The following is a 14,690-nucleotide window of genomic DNA, read 5'->3' as shown; positions in this document are numbered from 1 at the left end:
CGTCTCCTGAATTTCCTGATTGAAACCAAAGAGGATGCCGCGTGCAGGTTCTCGTCCGCGATAACAATGTCGACCAGGCTCTCAAGGCGCTGAAGAAAAAGATGCAGCGCGAGGGCATTTTCCGCGAGATGAAGCTCCGCGGTCATTATGAAAAGCCCTCCGAGAAGAAGGCTCGCGAAAAGGCGGAAGCCGTTCGCCGCGCCCGCAAGCTGGCGCGCAAGAAGCTGCAGCGCGAAGGCCTGCTCCCGATGAAGCCGAAGCCGGTGTTCGGCGCGGGTCCGGGCGGCGACCGTGGCGCAGCCGGTGGCCGTGGCGGCGCAGGTGCTGGTCCGCGCGGACCGCGCTAAGCTTCAACAGTTTTGAATTTGAAAACGCGGGCCTTGCGGCCCGCGTTTTTGTTGGGCGCGACAGCTAGTCCTGGCCAGCCATAAAGGCACGCGCGACGTCGACCGCACCATAGTCGTCGAGGTTGACGTGGGTGCCGAGCGGGAACGGCACAAAGCGTTTCGGGCCGGGAGCAAGATCGAACAGCAGCCGACCCAACCGCGCTGGGACCACCGCGTCCTTCTCTCCATGCATGATCAGCAGCGGGACTTTTACGCCGACGATCCGTTCGTCAGATCGAAAGCTGTCGTGCATCAGCCAGCGCACCGGCATGTACCAAAACGCGGACGACGCCACATCGATCAGAGATGTATAGGGCGCTTCGAGAATGAGTTTGCCGACCGGCTGGCTCGCAGCGATGGCGACCGCAACACCGGTGCCGAGCGAATAGCCCCACGGCACGATGCGCTCCGGTGAATGGTGCATGGCGGCGAACGCATAAGCCACTGCACCGTCGTTCAGCAATCCATCTTCCGTCGGCTTGCCGCTGGAGCCGCCGTAACCGCGGAACGACAGTGCGACAAGGCCGGTGCCGTCGGCGGTAATGGCGCGAAAGCGCGGCACGCGCCACGCCAGCACTTCGCCGTTGCCGTGAAAGAACAGCACCACCGGCTTTCCCTCCTTTGGCGGCACATGCCAGACAATGACCTTCTCGCCGTCTTTGGTATCGAGAACGACTTCCTGCCCTTCCGGAAATCCCGCCGTGGCAGGATTCGTCCGCGTCGTCTGCGGCGCAGGATAGAGCAACACACGTTGAAACAGATACAGCGCCGCAGCCATCGCAACGTAAGCCACGACTGCAATCACCACGATCAATTGAACGGTTTTCATAGCCTTCCTGTGCTGACGCGACGGCGTCATTCATCGGATCATGGCCATGCAAATCCGGCAACTGGAGGCGAAGAAGAATAAAAAACGCGGGCCTTTCGGCCCGCGTTTGCGTTTGAGCATTCCTTGGGAGGGAGATTTCGCTCAAACAAGATTCAAACGTTGAGATTCATCCAGACCGCTTTCGGCTCGGTAAAGTTCGCGAGAGCCTCAGTACCGTGTTCACGGCCGAAGCCTGAATCGCCCGCACCGCCCCACGGCAACCGCACATCGGTGTAGCCATAGGTGTTGATCCAGACCGTGCCGGCCTTCGCCTTCCTGGCGAAACGCTGCACGCGGCCGATGTCGCGACTCCACACGCCTGCCGCGAGACTGAACGCCGTGCCGTTGGCGATCCGCAGCGCATCAGATTCATCCTTGAACTTGATGACGCTGACCACGGGACCAAAGATTTCTTCCTGCGAAATCCGCATCTCGTGCTTCACGTTGGCGAACACCGCGGGGCTGATGTAGTAGCCGCGATCGCCGACATGCTCGCCGCCAGTCACCAGCGTCGCGCCTTCCTTCTGACCGATATCGACATAGTCGAGAATCGACTTCATCTGCTTCTCGGAAATCACCGGACCGAGCGCCGTTGTCTTGTCGGCGGTATCGCCCATACGCAAAGCCTTCGCGCGCGCCGCAAGCCGCTCAACCACTTCATCGTAGACGTTCTCATGCGCCAGCACGCGCGAGCCGGCCGAACATACCTGTCCGGCATTGAAGAAGATGCCCGCCGCTGCGGCCTTGGTCGCTGCATCCAGATCGGCATCGTCATAGATCACGTTGGCCGACTTGCCGCCGAGTTCGAGCGACACGCGCTTGAAGTTACCCGCCGCGCCTTTCAGGATTCCGCGGCCGACGCCGGGCGATCCGGTGAACGTCACCTTGTCCACGCCGGGATGATTGACCAGCGCATCGCCGACCACACGGCCCGGACCCGGCACGATGTTCAGTACGCCCGGCGGCAAACCCGCTTCCAGCGCAAGCTCGCCGATCCGCAGCGCCGACAACGAGGTCAGTTCGGCGGGCTTCATCACCACGGTGCAGCCGCAGGCCAGCGCCGGCGCGAGTTTCCACATGCCGATCATCAGCGGGAAATTCCACGGCACGATCACAGCCACCACGCCGACCGGCTCGCGCACGGTGTAGGTCAGCGCATCGCTGCGCGTCGGCACGGTGTCGCCGTGAATCTTGTCGGCCCAGCCGGCGTAGTACGTCAGCGTATCGATGGCGGCGGGGAGATCCTGCCGCAGTACCGCCGAGATCGGCTTGCCGGCGTCGCGGCTTTCCAGTTCGGCGAGTTCATCGCCGTGCTGCTTCATCAGTTCGGCAAGCCTGAACAGGATGTGGCCGCGCTCGGCAGGACGCATGGCACCCCAGACACCCTCAAAAGCGCGGCGCGCAGCCGCGACCGCGCGTTCGACGTCGGCTTCGTTGCCTTCGGAGATGGTCGCGATGACCTGACCGGTGGCGGGATTGAGGGTGTTGAAGGTGCGGCCCGAGACCGACTCGACATGCTGGCCGTCGATCAGCAATTGCTTGCGGAGAACCAAGGCAGCATCGCGGGAGGTGTCATGGGAGTAATCATATGCAATCGACATCATATTTCTCCTGCTATTTCTCTTAATTTGTCCACTAAATATTCAAGAGTAAATATGATATGATTTGCCAATGGCTCACGATCATATGAAATTCATTGCATAACAAGGGGACGCCCGATGCTGCAGATCGAGATCGAACCCGTCTGGCGCTTTCACAAGGAAGGCAGCCCGCAAACCGCCGTTGTTATGCTCGGCGTGCTCAACGAAATCCGCAAAACCGGCAAGCTCACCAGCGCGGCAGACCATGCCGGCCTGTCCTATCGCCACGTCTGGAATCTGGTTGAGCAATGGTCCGACTTCTTCGGCGTGCCGCTGGTCGAAACCCATCGCGGCAAAGGCACCACACTGACGGCGTTCGGCGAGAAGCTGGTATGGGCCGGGCAGCGTATGCAGGCTCGTCTCGGTCCGCAGCTCGAGAATCTGGCGCAGGAACTGGTCACCGAGATCAAGCCGTTCCTGCATCAACGCCCCTCGGTGATCCGAGTTCACGCCAGCCACGGTTTCGCGGTTTCCAAATTGCGCGAGCTGCTCGACCGCGAGCCCGGCATCGGCGTCGATCTGCGCTATGTCAGCAACCAGAACTCGCTGGTGTCGCTGGCGCAGGGTGCCTGCGACCTGTCCGGCGTTCACGTGCCGCGCGGGGAACTGCGTGCGCAAAGCGTCAAGGCGTGCCGGGAATGGCTCGATCCGCGCGAAGATCGCGTTATCAGTTTCGTGACCCGCGAGATGGGACTGATGGTGAAGCCCGGCAACCCGCTCAAGATCGGGTCGCTGGAAGATCTCGTCGAAACCAAAGCCCGCTTCGTTAACCGCGACCACGATTCGGGAACGCGGACGCTGTTCGATCAATTGCTGGCACAGCACGGGATCGATGAGGCCAGGATCAACGGCGCACAGCAGATGGAGTTCACGCACGCCGCAGTCGCCGCCTATGTGGCCAGCGGCATGGCGGATGCGGCTTTCGGCGTCGAGGCTGCTGCAAGGCAGTTTGGACTCGATTTCGTCCGGGTGCTGACCGAGGACTACTTCTTCGTGTGCCGCCGCGGATTCCTCGATACCGAGCCGATGCAGCGCGTGCTCGACGTGATGAAGGGCCAGCCATTTCACGACGCGATCGCGGAATTGCCCGGTTACGTCGCGGTGCATCCGGGAACAGTCAGCACCGTCAAGGAGTTTCTGGATATCGTCGACGTCACAAACAGCCGACCCGTTAAGATTAAGCCTTAACCAATTATTAATTCTGCGTTTGCGGGCCCGAAATGCCCGACCTAGCGTGCATCGGGCTGCTGTTCGCGAACCCGGAATTGGTGCGTGATATGACGTATAGAATGTATGGAGCGTGTATCGCCGCTCTCGGCGTGGGAGCGCTTATCCTTGCCCCGAACGAGACATTTGCCGATCCGGCAGCCGCGCTGCCCGGAGGATCGGTTGCGGTGAATCCCGCGTTCCGTCCGTCCCCAGGCCGGCCGCTGCAGCGTCACCGGGGGCACAACGCCAGAGCGTTCTGGCCGGGCACGGCAGGCTACTTCTACGACCCATCGTATGCCGAACCCGGCGTAGGGGCCGTGCCGCCAGCATCCGGCGATATCCGTTACACCTACACCTACGACGTTCCCTGGGATTGGTCACATCGATTTCCGCCGGCGGTCGCACCGTCTGACAGACCTTATGTACAGGAATGCACCAAGCAGACCGTCAACGTTCCCCGGCGCGAAGGCGAAGAGGAAACCGTCAGCGTAAATATCACGCGGTGCTATTAAGGGGCTTAAGACAACACGCTGGTTGAAACGAGAGAAGCAGCGGCTCCCTCATTTCAAACTGTCCCGAGTACGCGCCGCCTAGTTCGATTCCGGCACTACGGCGTGGAAGACCGATTTCGCGGCCGACATCACGTCCTCGGTCACCGATGGGCGTCCCTGTTTCGCGCGCAGATCGAGCGGGCGCGAGGGAATATCGGCCGGCGGCGTCAGCCGTAAACCACCATCGACAGCACGGGTCTCCGATGGTCCGGAGATCGGCTCGGGAAACGGCGCTGGGGCCGCGACGGCGGCTTCACTTGGCGGCGGCGCAACGGCGACCGCCGGCGGCAGCGGCTGGACCGATGGTTGCTGGGCAGGGGCAGTGGAAGGAGCATAGACAACACTGTTGACCCGGGCGCGTTCATGAACGCGTTCCTGCGCCTTCGCCGGCTCCTCGGCACGCGCGGCTTCCGGCGCAGCACGCGGCGCCTCAGGTACGGCGCGAGGCCCGGCGTTGCGCAGCCGCTCGATGGCGGCCCGCGCCAGATCGTTGGCGTCGCGCTTGTCATCGGGCGCCGCATTCGCCTCAGCGGGCATCGGTGCGGCAGGCGCCGGCTTGGCGGCGGCCCGCTCCCGCTTCTCTGCAGCAGTCTTTTCGCTGGCAAGTTTCTCGGCGGCAGCCTTCTCGCTGGCCGCCTTCTCTGCGGCGAGCTTTTCGGCGGCTTTCTTCGCGTTCTCTGCCCGATCGGCCGCCGATCGCTCCGCCGCGGCCTTTTCGAGAGCAAGCTTTTCCGCCTTGAGCCGGGCAGCTTCGGCTTTTGCGGTCTCAGCTTTGGCGGCCTTATCGCCGGACTCGTCAGCTTTCAGCGTCTGGGGAGCAGCGTTTTTCGATGTCTGAGCAGGGGCCGTGATGGCGGCCTTAGGCTTGTCGGCCTCGGACTTCGCGTTGATATAGTGCGTGACGATATACGCCCCGACCACCGTCGCCACGATCGACGGAATGACCTCTAAAAAGTACTTGGTGAACAGCTTCTTGATCATCGCAACTCCCCGCAGGACGTTGCATGCGGGAACTTTTGGGCCGATTGAGGGATCAACTGCGACGGATCGGTGGCAAATACCGAAGGAACCGCCGGGTAACGGCTTTGTCAGGGATTTCAGGCGTTACCCGGCACAAGGTTCTTGCGGCGATTACTTCTTCTTTTCCATCTTCGTGACCGTCAGACGGCCATTCACGCGGTCGACCTCGAACTTGATATTGTCGCCCGCCTTGACGGCCTTCAGCATCGCCGGATCGGCAACGGCGAACACCATTGTCATCGCGTCCATGTCGAGATTTTTGATCGGTCCATGCTTGACCGTGACCTTGTTCTGGTCCGGGTCGATCTTGAGGATCTCCCCGTCGACCGGCACGGTCTGCGCCACGGCGACAGTCGAGAATACGGCCATTGCAGCCGCCATCATCAGTTTACGCATCATCATATCTCCTTTGGTTACTTGACAATAATTTTGCCGGTCATGCCGGCTTCGCGGTGACCGGGGATGAGGCAAGAGAAGTCGAACTCACCGGCCTTGGTAAATTTCCAGAACAGTTCGCCGGTCTTGCCCGGCGCCAGGCGCTTGGCGTTGGGATCGTCGTGTTCCATCTCCGGGTTCTTCATCATCTCGGCCATGTGCTTGAGATTTTCCTCGACCGTGCCGACGACGATTTCGTGATCGAGTTCGCCGCTGTTACGGACAGCAAACTTGATCTGTTCGCCCTTGCGGATGTCGAGCCGGTCCGGGACGAACAGCATTTTTCCGTCCGCTTCGCGCATGGTGATCTGGATAGTGCGTCCGGGCTTCTTGGGATCGCCGGGCTCGCCATAGGCGCGGGCATCCCCGTGAGAATGACCAGGATCGGCCAGCGCCGCGGTGGACAGAGAGAGGGCGGCAAGCGCGGTGATAATGAATCGTGATTGCATATCGAATTCCTTCTCAATGATTGCGATGGGGGGACTGTTTGCCGGGCTTCACGACGTTGAGCTCGATCGCTTTTGTCTTGTCCGACGCGGCGGGAGGCCCGCGTTCGACCGCTTTCGATTCACCCTTCCACTCGTAGGAAACCTTTCCTTCCGGATGCTTGAACCAGCCCGGATCCTTGTAGTCGCCGGACGCGAGCCCCTCGCGCACCTTGACGACCGAGAACATGCCACCCATCTCGACCGCGCCGAATTGAGCGAAGCCGGTCATCATCGGCAGGGTGTTCTCGGGCAGCGGCATTTCCATCTCGCCCATGTCCGCCATGCCGGCGTTTCCCATCGGCATGTACTCCGGCACCAGTTTTCGCACTGACTTGACGAGATCGCTCTTTTTCATTCCGACGAAATTACGGATGTCGTGGCCCATTGCGTTCATAGTGTGATGCGACTTGTGGCAGTGAATCGCCCAGTCGCCGGGGTTGTCGGCGACGAAATCGAAGGCGCGCATCTGACCGACGGCGCAATCCACCGTGACCTCCGGCCAGGCCGCAGCCTCCGGCACCCAGCCTCCATCCGTACAGGAGACCTTGAAGTCGTAGCCATGCATGTGGATCGGATGGTTTGTCATTGTCAGATTGCCGAACCGGATGCGGACCTTGTCGCCCTTGCCGGCGACGATGTGATCGATGCCCGGAAAGACCCGGCTGTTCCAGGTCCACATATTGAAGGCGGTCATCTCCGCGACCTTCGGCAAATAGGTCCCGGGGTCGATGTCGTAGGCCGACATCAGAAACACAAAATCCCGGTCCACGCGGCGGAAGGCGGGATCCCTCGGATGCACCACCAAGAAACCCATCATGCCCATCGCCATCTGGACCATCTCGTCCGCATGCGGGTGGTACATGAAGGTGCCACTCTTCGTCAGCACGAACTCATAGACGAACGTCTTGCCCGGCTTGATGTGCGGCTGGGTCAGGCCGCCGACGCCGTCCATACCGCTCGGGAGCAGAATTCCATGCCAATGGATGGTGGTATGCTCCGGCAGCTTGTTGGTGACGAAGATGCGAACCTTGTCGCCCTCGACAGCTTCGATCGTAGGCCCGGGCGACTGGCCGTTGTAGCCCCACAGATGTGCGACCATGCCCGGCGCGAGTTCGCGGACCACGGGTTCGGCGACGAGATGGAATTCCTTCCAGTCGCCGTTCATCCGCCAGGGCAACGTCCAGCCGTTCAGCGTGACGACGGGCTGATAGTCCGGACCGCTCGTGGGAACCAGCGGCGGTTGCATCGTTGTGGCGGTCGAGGTTGGGGCTTCAGGAATGCTCGCGGCCTGAGCACGGCCGCTGACGGCGCTGGCGCCGACCAGTACCGCAGCCGATCCAAGAATTTCTCTACGTGAGATCATTGTTCGCTCTCCATTCAATGCTGAGGTGCTTCGGCGGATGCAGCGGACATCGCAGTTTCACTTCGTCCAGCAACGCCTCCCCCCATCACGGCGGTGTTGAGATTCGTTGTGGCCAGCCAGAAATCCCGCTTCGCTTCGATCGCCGCCGTCGTCGCGGCGATGCGCTGACGCGCCTCCGCCAGCAGCGAGAACACATCGATCAGCATGCCGTTGTAACGAAGCAGGGTTTCGTCAGAGATGATCTTGCGCAGCGGCAGGACTTCCTTCTGGTAGTGCGCCGTAATGTCGTAGGCCGACCTGTAACTGCGATACGCATCCCGCGCATCGGAACGGACGTTGACCGCCCGCTCCATCAGGCGGTTGACCGCATGCATGTACGTGGCCTCCGCCTCCCGGACGCGAACCTCGCCGAAATCGAAAATCGGAACCTGAAGTTCAACGTCAAAGCCGCGATCGCGGATTCTTTCTCCGGTTGTCTTGTTCCTGTTGGTCCTTGCGGCAAACCCGGCATCCAGCACGTTGATGAAACGTGTCGCTTGCGTCAGGCCATAGGATTTCGCCAGCGCATCCAATTCAATCCGCCCGATCTGCAAATCGACGTGACGGCGAACCGCCTCTGTCTCGATGCCCGGCAGCGATTGCGGCCGTGACGGCAGCGGCGGGAGCGCACTGGCCATCTTGAACGCCAGATCGTCGCCCCACAGTCCCATGGCTCGGATCAGCGATTCGCGCTCGCTGGCGGCACGCTGACGTGTGGCGGCAAGTTGTGCGGTGAGATCGGCATAAAACACCTGCTCGCGCGCCTGATCAAGCTTGTTCATCCCGCCGGTCTCGCCGAGACGGATGGCGAATTTCGCAGCGGTTTCCGCGCCGGACTGGGCCTGCGCGAGAAAGTCTGCAAGTTCTCGTGAGGCGACGGCGCGATAATAGGCACGTCGCGTGTCCGCCGCGACCCGCAGCGTTTCGCTCAAGGCCACGATCTGTGCCTGCCGGAAGCGAGCCGCTGCGATTTCCGAGCGAACCGGCAGCGTCGCGAGCGCCAGTATGTTGGCGACGATCCTGCGTTCGACTTCAACTTCGACCGATCCCGCAATCCGCGACAATGAAATTGCGGGATTCGGCGGCAGACTTGCCTCCACCGCCCGCGCTTCCTCAATGGCGAGTTCGTTGTAAGCCGCCTGCAGCCCGCGATTGTTGAGAAGCGCGATCTGAACAGCCGCATCCGCCGAAAGCGGCTTCGAGAGCAGCCGCTTCGCTGTGTTGCGGGCAGCCGCCGTTTCGTCCGGCGTGCGCAATGCAACAGCATCCTTGCCGAGGTCTTTCGAGACCGTGGCGCTGACGAGGCTCATGCCGCCATCCGGCGAGAATGATACGCAGCCCGACAGCAGAAGGGCTGTGCTTGCCATCATCCAGCGGCTGGCGCGGCGTGCAGTGAGAGTCATGAAATTCTGAACTGGCATGGTGCACCTACTCGCCGGGTTTCGGAGCTGGCGTGACCTGCTCGTTCTGTTTCTTCCAGGCAGCAGGGGCCACCGGCCTCTGGCTCGTGTAGCTCCCGATCGAGGAGCGATAGTCAACACGCGATGTCCGCGCGCCCGGGTCAGACGGATCAGGTCCAGCCGAAACTGACGGCACGGTGTTGCAGCCTGCGAGAAACAGCAGGGCGAACGATAGAGATAGTGTCTTGAACGGCAGCGGTACGAGTGTCGTCGCCACCGGATCAACGGCAGCGAGCCTCGCCAGATTTTGCACGGGCATTATATCCTCAAATGTCAGACGGCTTCGAAGGCGTGCGACTATACAGCCGCAGCGCCGGCAATTACATCGACAGGAGGACGATTGGCGGACGATAAAGCAGGTCAGGGGCTTCGCCGGCAATTCCGGCGTCAGAAGGTGCAACAACCGATGCGTCAGTCATCGCTCGGGGCGTCAAATCAAACATGCTAGCCGGAAGCGCACTGATGCACATCACGCCGCAACATCCGGGCGCAGTCGACTTGCCGCCGGAATGAGTCATTCCGGCATGGTCGTTGATCGCATCCGCCGATTCGGCATTCGCTGACACCTGATGATCATGATTCGCATGCGTCATGCCCTGATGAACATGAGCGGCTTCACCGTGCACATGTCCCGCATGCTGAACCTGCGTTGGAGTTGGCAGATACCGCGCCAAGGCACTGTCTGCAAACGCGAATCCGACCGGCACGACGAGGCAAAAAGCATAGAGCGCAACGAGAATGCGCGCAGCCTTTACCTTCAAGACCCTGGTCAGTTGCGTCAGCATCCGGAAATCGGGACTCCCATCGTGGCGACCAGCCACAACCATGGCCAGAAGTACAATCAGAACTCCAAACAGGCAAGCCGCTTTAAGGTCACAGCGGCGCGAGAAAATTTCGGTTCGTTGCCTCATTTCACACAGCGGTTCCGGTCTGCGCGGATGCATAGCCGGGGCGATATGGACGAAAGTCTTCCGGCGGCGTAGCAAATACTGGGTCCTCCGCAGGAGCGGCCCGCGCCAGGCCACAGACCACTTGCGCTCCATGACCGCAGCAAGCCTTTGGAGTCACGATCTTGACCGAATATCAGCCGGCAGCCTCCATCGACGCCGTGGAACGAGGTCTGGCCTCGGCCGGCTACATCGCCAACCGTCAGATCGCGACCGCGGTTTATCTGTCGCAGCGGATCGAAAAGCCGATCCTCGTGGAAGGGCCGGCCGGCGTCGGCAAGACCGAACTCGCGAAGGCGATCGCGGCCTGGCGCGGCCTCAAGCTGATCCGCCTGCAATGCTATGAAGGCCTCGACGAAGCCAAGGCGCTTTACGAATGGAAATACGCCAAGCAGTTGCTCTATACGCAGATCCTGAAGGACAAGCTCGGCGAAGTGCTGGGCGACGCGGAGACGCTTCCGGCTGCGCTGAACAAGCTGCATGATTTCGGCGACGTGTTCTTCTCCAAGGAATTCGTCGAACCGCGCCCGCTGCTGCAGGCCCTTGAGCAGCCCAAGGGCTGCGTCCTGCTGATCGACGAAATCGACAAGTCGGATGCGGAATTCGAGTCGCTGCTGCTCGAAATCCTGTCCGACTTTCAGGTGACGCTGCCTGAACTCGGCACCATCTCGGCGATTGCGCCGCCGACGGTGATCCTGACCTCCAACAGCGAACGCGATCTCGGCGACGCGCTGAAGCGGCGCTGCCTCCACCTGCACATCGGCTTCCCCGAGCAGAAGCTCGAGGAACGCATTGTGGAGAGCCGCGTGCCCGGCATTTCGCAATCGCTGCGGCGGCAGATCGTCAGCTTCATCAACGATGTCCGCACCCTCGACCTGAAGAAACTGCCGTCGGTCTCCGAGGCCATCGACTGGGCGCGGGTGCTGGTTCTGCTGCAGGCGAGCGAACTCGACCACCAGATGGTCAAGGACACGCTCAATGTCCTGCTGAAGTACGAGGCCGACATCGAGACCACGATGCCGCAAGTTACCAGCTTCATTGGCAAGACACGCCGCGAGAACGTCTTCGGTTAGGCCGGATGAGAGAGAACCTGCATCGCTTCTTTCGGGCGGCCCGCGGGGCCGGGGTGCGGATTTCGCCCTCCGAAAGCATCGATGCAATGCGGGCGGTCTCCGAGATCGGCTTCACCGACCGCGAAATCCTGCGCGACACGTTCCTGCTGACGCTCGCCAAGAGCACCGACGACAAGCGGGCGCTCGGCGAATGCTTCGACCTGTTCTTCCAGCAACCTGAGATCACCGGCCCGCCGACTCAAGACAGCGACGCAGGCGAATCCAATGAAGCAGGCGAAACATCAAGCGAGCAGACGGGCGCTGCCGCATCGTCTCCTCCGTCGGGTCTCGGTCCGCTGGCCCAGATGCTGATGTCGCAAGACCGCAATGGCATTGCCGCTGCGATCGCCAATGCGTCTAGCGCCGCAGAACTGTCCGAGATCAGGTTCTTCACCCAGCGCGGCATCTATTCGAGCAAAATCCTCAACGAGCTCGGCATCGCGCAGCTGCGGGACGATCTCGAGGCCCTGACCGTGAGCAATCCGGCGGAGGCCGAGCGGCTTGCCGCCGCGACCGAAGCGCTGCGCGAGAACGTGCGCGATACCGTTTCGCAGGCGCTGCTGCTGTATGGCCGCGAGGAAACCGAAAATCTGCGCAACGACATCCTGCGCAACGCGCCGATGTCGCAGCTCGACCAGCGGCAGATCCAGCAGATGCGCGTGCTGATCCGCCAGCTCGCGCGCCGTCTGCGCGAGCGGTACAGCAAGCCGCGCAAACGCCAGCGGCGCGGCCATCTCGACGTGCGCCGCACGATCCGGCGCAACGCCGCATGGGGCGGCGTGCCGTTCCTGACCACGTGGAAGCGCCGCCATCGGGACAAGCCAAAAATCATCGCGATCTGCGATGTCAGCGGCTCAGTCGCGCGGGTCTCGGACTTCTTCCTGCTGCTGATTTACAGCCTTCATGAAGTTGTATCCGACGTCCGCTCGTTCGCTTTCTCCAGCCACCTGATCGAGGTCAGCGACATTCTCGAAGAACTGGATGCCGACAAGGCCATGAAGGAGATCATGACGCAGGTCGGCTTCGGCTCTTCGGACTACGGCAAGTCGCTGGCCGATTTCGAAAAGCTCGCGCTCAGTGCGGTGACGCCGCAAACCACCGTGATCGTGCTCGGCGATGCGCGGACCAACAACCTCGATCCCCGCGCGGATATTCTCAGGCGTATTTCTGAGCGCTCCAAGCGGCTGGTGTGGCTCAACCCCGAAGGCCGCATGGTGTGGGGCTGGGGCGACTCGGAAATGCCGCGCTACGCGACCTATTGCAGCGCCGTGCGCCAGTGTGCCACGGCCAAGCAGCTCGAACGCGCGATCACCGATATCGTCGCGGCCTATCAGTAAACGCAGTGATGTTCCGTTCGGACATGATCTGGTCCGAAAACCGGTGCCCGTTTCTCGGGATCATGCCCTAAGGCACCAGCACCAGGAACATGAACACTGCGAACATGACCAGATGCACCAGACCGAACAGGATATTGGTGCGGCCGGTACCAAACGTCGCGAGGCTGACCAGAAAAGTCATGATCAGCAACATGCTGTCGCGAGTCTCGAGGCCGAGCACCAGCCGCTTGTCCAGCACATAGGTCGCGATCGCGACGGCCGGCACAGTCAGGCCGATGGTGGCCAGCGAGGAACCGAGCGCGAGGTTGATGCTCTTCTGCAGGTCGTTCTTGCGCGCGGCCGCCAGCGCCGCGATGCCTTCCGGCAGCAAGATCAGCAGCGCCACGACGACGCCCGCGAAGGCTGGCGGTGCGCCGATGGCGGCCGCGCCGGCGTCCACCACCAGCGAGAACTTCTTGGCCAGCATCACCACGCCGACCAGCGAGACCAGCAACAGCAACCCGCTGATCAGAAGCAGGCGGCCCCCCGGGACATGATCCTGCTCCTCTTCCCCTGATCCTGCGATGAAGTAATCACGATGGCGGATGGTCTGGGTGTAGAGGAACACGCCATACAGAACGATGGTGATGACGCTGACGAAGCCGAGCTGGCTGGCGGAATAGATCGGCCCCGGCGTCGTCTCGGTATAATTCGGCAGAATCAGCGTGATGGTGGCCAGCACGACCAGCACGCTGAGATAGACGTTGGCGCCGGTGACCTGGAAATCCTGCTCGCGATAGCGCAGTCCGCCGACCAGAATGCAGATGCCCACGAGGCCGTTGCACACGATCATCACCACCGCGAACACGGTGTCGCGCGCCAGCGTCGGCACGCCGTTCTCGCCGAGCATGATGGTGGCGATCAGGGCGACCTCGATGATCGTCACCGCGAGCGTCAGCAGCAGGGTGCCAAACGGCTCTCCGATCCGCTCCGCGATCACCTCCGCATGGTGAACCGCGGCGAACACGGTGCCGAACAGAATGACCAGCAGCACCGCCGCGAAGACCAGTCCGGTCGGCGTGCGCGTGAAGCCGATGCCGAGCCCAGGGATTTCAGTGGCGACATAAAGCAAAACGGCCAGCGTGGGATAAACCCACGCTGACCGCGGCAAGTGTGTGTGTGCACTCATGCGCTCCACATTAACGGCACGATTGCAAAAGGCCTAGCCAGCCCGGAGAGAATTTGCACATGGAAGCGGGATACCGTAACCAAAAAGGACTGTTTTTTGGAAGGAAACGCAAAAAATGTTCTCTCACGTGATGATCGGGACGAACGATCTCGACAAGGCCAAGGCATTCTACGACAATCTGCTGGGGACACTCGACGTACAGCCGGCGTTTGTCGATCGCCATCGCATCTTTTATCGCACCAAAACCGGGACTTTTTCCGTGTCAAAGCCGATCGACGGCAAACCCGCCACGTGCGCGAACGGCGGGACCATTGGCTTTACTGCTGCTTCGCCTGAAGAAGCCGATGCCTGGCATGCGGCCGGGATCGCGAATGGTGGCACAACATGCGAAGACCCTCCGGGCATCCGGGGGATGGGTGACGTTAGAATGTACATCGCCTATCTGCGCGACCCGGACGGCAATAAAATATGCGCGGTGCATCGGTTGCCGAAGGCGTAAATAAAAAGAGGCCGTGCACAGCACGGCCTCTTTGCTTTTCGCAAATTCAAAGGCGGGTCTGCGCCTACATCGCCTTGACGATGTTCTCGGTCATTTTCTTGGCGTCGCCGAGCAGCATCATGGTGTTGTCGCGATAGAACAGCGGGTTGTCGACGCCGGCATAGCCCG

The 14,690-nt window shown here is 61.4% G+C and carries 17 protein-coding genes; 7 read left to right on the top strand and 10 right to left on the bottom strand.

The genetic code is table 11. The features are described 5' to 3' along the window. Positions 1 to 41: 41 nt before the first annotated feature. On the top strand, positions 42 to 347 hold the full coding sequence (gene rpsU / locus BN32_RS01995) for a 30S ribosomal protein S21 (protein ID WP_006022150.1): 306 nt from the start codon (positions 42 to 44) through the stop codon (positions 345 to 347). Between the two features lie 64 nt (positions 348 to 411). Here the strand turns inward: rpsU and BN32_RS01990 are convergent, their stop codons facing one another. After that, a complete protein-coding gene (locus BN32_RS01990) occupies positions 412 to 1,215 on the bottom strand; it encodes an alpha/beta hydrolase (protein WP_019195572.1) in 804 nt (267 codons plus the stop codon). 152 nt (positions 1,216 to 1,367) lie between these two features. Then, positions 1,368 to 2,855: an aldehyde dehydrogenase family protein gene (locus BN32_RS01985; protein WP_040425851.1), complete on the bottom strand. Its 1,488-nt coding sequence runs from the start codon at positions 2,853 to 2,855 to the stop codon at positions 1,368 to 1,370. A gap of 117 nt (positions 2,856 to 2,972) precedes the next feature. On the opposite strand from BN32_RS01985, the gene BN32_RS01980 reads away from it, so the two are divergent. Next, positions 2,973 to 4,082, top strand: a complete 1,110-nt coding sequence (locus BN32_RS01980; RefSeq protein ID WP_019195570.1) for a substrate-binding domain-containing protein — start codon at positions 2,973 to 2,975, stop codon at positions 4,080 to 4,082. A gap of 89 nt (positions 4,083 to 4,171) precedes the next feature. Next, positions 4,172 to 4,615, top strand: a complete 444-nt coding sequence (locus BN32_RS01975) for a hypothetical protein (protein ID WP_040425850.1) — start codon at positions 4,172 to 4,174, stop codon at positions 4,613 to 4,615. Positions 4,616 to 4,693: 78 nt separating this feature from the next. Here BN32_RS01975 and BN32_RS01970 read toward each other — a convergent pair whose 3' ends face one another. The 6 genes from BN32_RS01970 to BN32_RS01945 form a co-directional block, all read right to left on the bottom strand. Further along, entirely contained in the window at positions 4,694 to 5,635 is a 942-nt protein-coding gene (locus tag BN32_RS01970; RefSeq protein ID WP_019195568.1) for a hypothetical protein, read from the bottom strand. 150 nt (positions 5,636 to 5,785) lie between these two features. Further along, positions 5,786 to 6,076: a copper-binding protein gene (locus tag BN32_RS01965; RefSeq protein WP_019195567.1), complete on the bottom strand. Its 291-nt coding sequence runs from the start codon at positions 6,074 to 6,076 to the stop codon at positions 5,786 to 5,788. An 11-nt stretch (positions 6,077 to 6,087) separates the two neighbouring features. Then, the gene (locus BN32_RS01960) at positions 6,088 to 6,558 is read right to left on the bottom strand and encodes a cupredoxin domain-containing protein (protein ID WP_019195566.1); all 471 of its coding nucleotides are present in this window, start codon (positions 6,556 to 6,558) and stop codon (positions 6,088 to 6,090) included. 13 nt (positions 6,559 to 6,571) lie between these two features. Then, positions 6,572 to 7,960 carry a multicopper oxidase family protein gene (locus BN32_RS01955; protein ID WP_019195565.1) on the bottom strand — a complete coding sequence of 463 codons (1,389 nt, stop codon included), beginning with the start codon at positions 7,958 to 7,960 and terminating at the stop codon, positions 6,572 to 6,574. A 14-nt stretch (positions 7,961 to 7,974) separates the two neighbouring features. After that, complete coding sequence (locus BN32_RS01950; RefSeq protein WP_019195564.1) at positions 7,975 to 9,402, bottom strand: TolC family protein; 1,428 nt, start codon at positions 9,400 to 9,402, stop codon at positions 7,975 to 7,977. A 25-nt stretch (positions 9,403 to 9,427) separates the two neighbouring features. Continuing rightward, a complete protein-coding gene (locus BN32_RS01945) occupies positions 9,428 to 9,718 on the bottom strand; it encodes a hypothetical protein (RefSeq protein ID WP_019195563.1) in 291 nt (96 codons plus the stop codon). A gap of 310 nt (positions 9,719 to 10,028) precedes the next feature. Between BN32_RS01945 and BN32_RS26665 the strand changes: the two genes are divergently transcribed. The 3 genes from BN32_RS26665 to BN32_RS01930 all read left to right on the top strand — a co-directional run bounded on the left by BN32_RS26665 (position 10,029) and on the right by BN32_RS01930 (position 12,855). Then, entirely contained in the window at positions 10,029 to 10,442 is a 414-nt protein-coding gene (locus tag BN32_RS26665; protein WP_152343870.1) for a hypothetical protein, read from the top strand. Positions 10,443 to 10,531: 89 nt separating this feature from the next. Further along, complete coding sequence (locus BN32_RS01935) at positions 10,532 to 11,479, top strand: AAA family ATPase (protein ID WP_019195561.1); 948 nt, start codon at positions 10,532 to 10,534, stop codon at positions 11,477 to 11,479. A 5-nt stretch (positions 11,480 to 11,484) separates the two neighbouring features. Continuing rightward, the gene (locus BN32_RS01930) at positions 11,485 to 12,855 is read left to right on the top strand and encodes a vWA domain-containing protein (protein ID WP_019195560.1); all 1,371 of its coding nucleotides are present in this window, start codon (positions 11,485 to 11,487) and stop codon (positions 12,853 to 12,855) included. Positions 12,856 to 12,922: 67 nt separating this feature from the next. Here the strand turns inward: BN32_RS01930 and BN32_RS01925 are convergent, their stop codons facing one another. Continuing rightward, complete coding sequence (locus tag BN32_RS01925) at positions 12,923 to 14,023, bottom strand: calcium:cation antiporter (RefSeq protein ID WP_019195559.1); 1,101 nt, start codon at positions 14,021 to 14,023, stop codon at positions 12,923 to 12,925. Positions 14,024 to 14,138: 115 nt separating this feature from the next. On the opposite strand from BN32_RS01925, the gene BN32_RS01920 reads away from it, so the two are divergent. Next, positions 14,139 to 14,522 carry a VOC family protein gene (locus BN32_RS01920; RefSeq protein ID WP_040425346.1) on the top strand — a complete coding sequence of 128 codons (384 nt, stop codon included), beginning with the start codon at positions 14,139 to 14,141 and terminating at the stop codon, positions 14,520 to 14,522. A 64-nt stretch (positions 14,523 to 14,586) separates the two neighbouring features. Here the strand turns inward: BN32_RS01920 and BN32_RS26660 are convergent. Continuing rightward, positions 14,587 to 14,690 (bottom strand): NAD(P)(+) transhydrogenase (Re/Si-specific) subunit beta (locus tag BN32_RS26660; protein WP_156946975.1); only part of this gene is annotated, 104 nt, incomplete at its 5' end.

This window comes from Afipia birgiae 34632 (assembly GCF_000308295.2).
Lineage (GTDB): Bacteria > Pseudomonadota > Alphaproteobacteria > Rhizobiales > Xanthobacteraceae > Afipia > Afipia birgiae.
This window is presented reverse-complemented; position numbering and strand designations above follow the sequence as displayed.

Excerpts from the sequence above, each read along its gene's own strand:
- BN32_RS01920 (WP_040425346.1), top strand. The coding sequence starts at position 14,139 with ATGTTCTCTCACGTGATGATCGGGACGAACGATCTCGACAAGGCCAAG.
- BN32_RS01945 (WP_019195563.1), bottom strand. The coding sequence starts at position 9,718 with ATGCCCGTGCAAAATCTGGCGAGGCTCGCTGCCGTTGATCCGGTGGCG.
- BN32_RS01990 (WP_019195572.1), bottom strand. The coding sequence starts at position 1,215 with ATGAAAACCGTTCAATTGATCGTGGTGATTGCAGTCGTGGCTTACGTT.
- BN32_RS01930 (WP_019195560.1), top strand. The coding sequence starts at position 11,485 with ATGAGAGAGAACCTGCATCGCTTCTTTCGGGCGGCCCGCGGGGCCGGG.
- BN32_RS01925 (WP_019195559.1), bottom strand. The coding sequence starts at position 14,023 with ATGAGTGCACACACACACTTGCCGCGGTCAGCGTGGGTTTATCCCACG.
- BN32_RS01965 (WP_019195567.1), bottom strand. The coding sequence starts at position 6,076 with ATGATGATGCGTAAACTGATGATGGCGGCTGCAATGGCCGTATTCTCG.
- BN32_RS01985 (WP_040425851.1), bottom strand. The coding sequence starts at position 2,855 with ATGTCGATTGCATATGATTACTCCCATGACACCTCCCGCGATGCTGCC.
- BN32_RS01970 (WP_019195568.1), bottom strand. The coding sequence starts at position 5,635 with ATGATCAAGAAGCTGTTCACCAAGTACTTTTTAGAGGTCATTCCGTCG.
- BN32_RS01960 (WP_019195566.1), bottom strand. The coding sequence starts at position 6,558 with ATGCAATCACGATTCATTATCACCGCGCTTGCCGCCCTCTCTCTGTCC.
- BN32_RS26665 (WP_152343870.1), top strand. The coding sequence starts at position 10,029 with ATGATCATGATTCGCATGCGTCATGCCCTGATGAACATGAGCGGCTTC.
- BN32_RS01975 (WP_040425850.1), top strand. The coding sequence starts at position 4,172 with ATGACGTATAGAATGTATGGAGCGTGTATCGCCGCTCTCGGCGTGGGA.
- BN32_RS01980 (WP_019195570.1), top strand. The coding sequence starts at position 2,973 with ATGCTGCAGATCGAGATCGAACCCGTCTGGCGCTTTCACAAGGAAGGC.
- BN32_RS01950 (WP_019195564.1), bottom strand. The coding sequence starts at position 9,402 with ATGACTCTCACTGCACGCCGCGCCAGCCGCTGGATGATGGCAAGCACA.
- BN32_RS01955 (WP_019195565.1), bottom strand. The coding sequence starts at position 7,960 with ATGATCTCACGTAGAGAAATTCTTGGATCGGCTGCGGTACTGGTCGGC.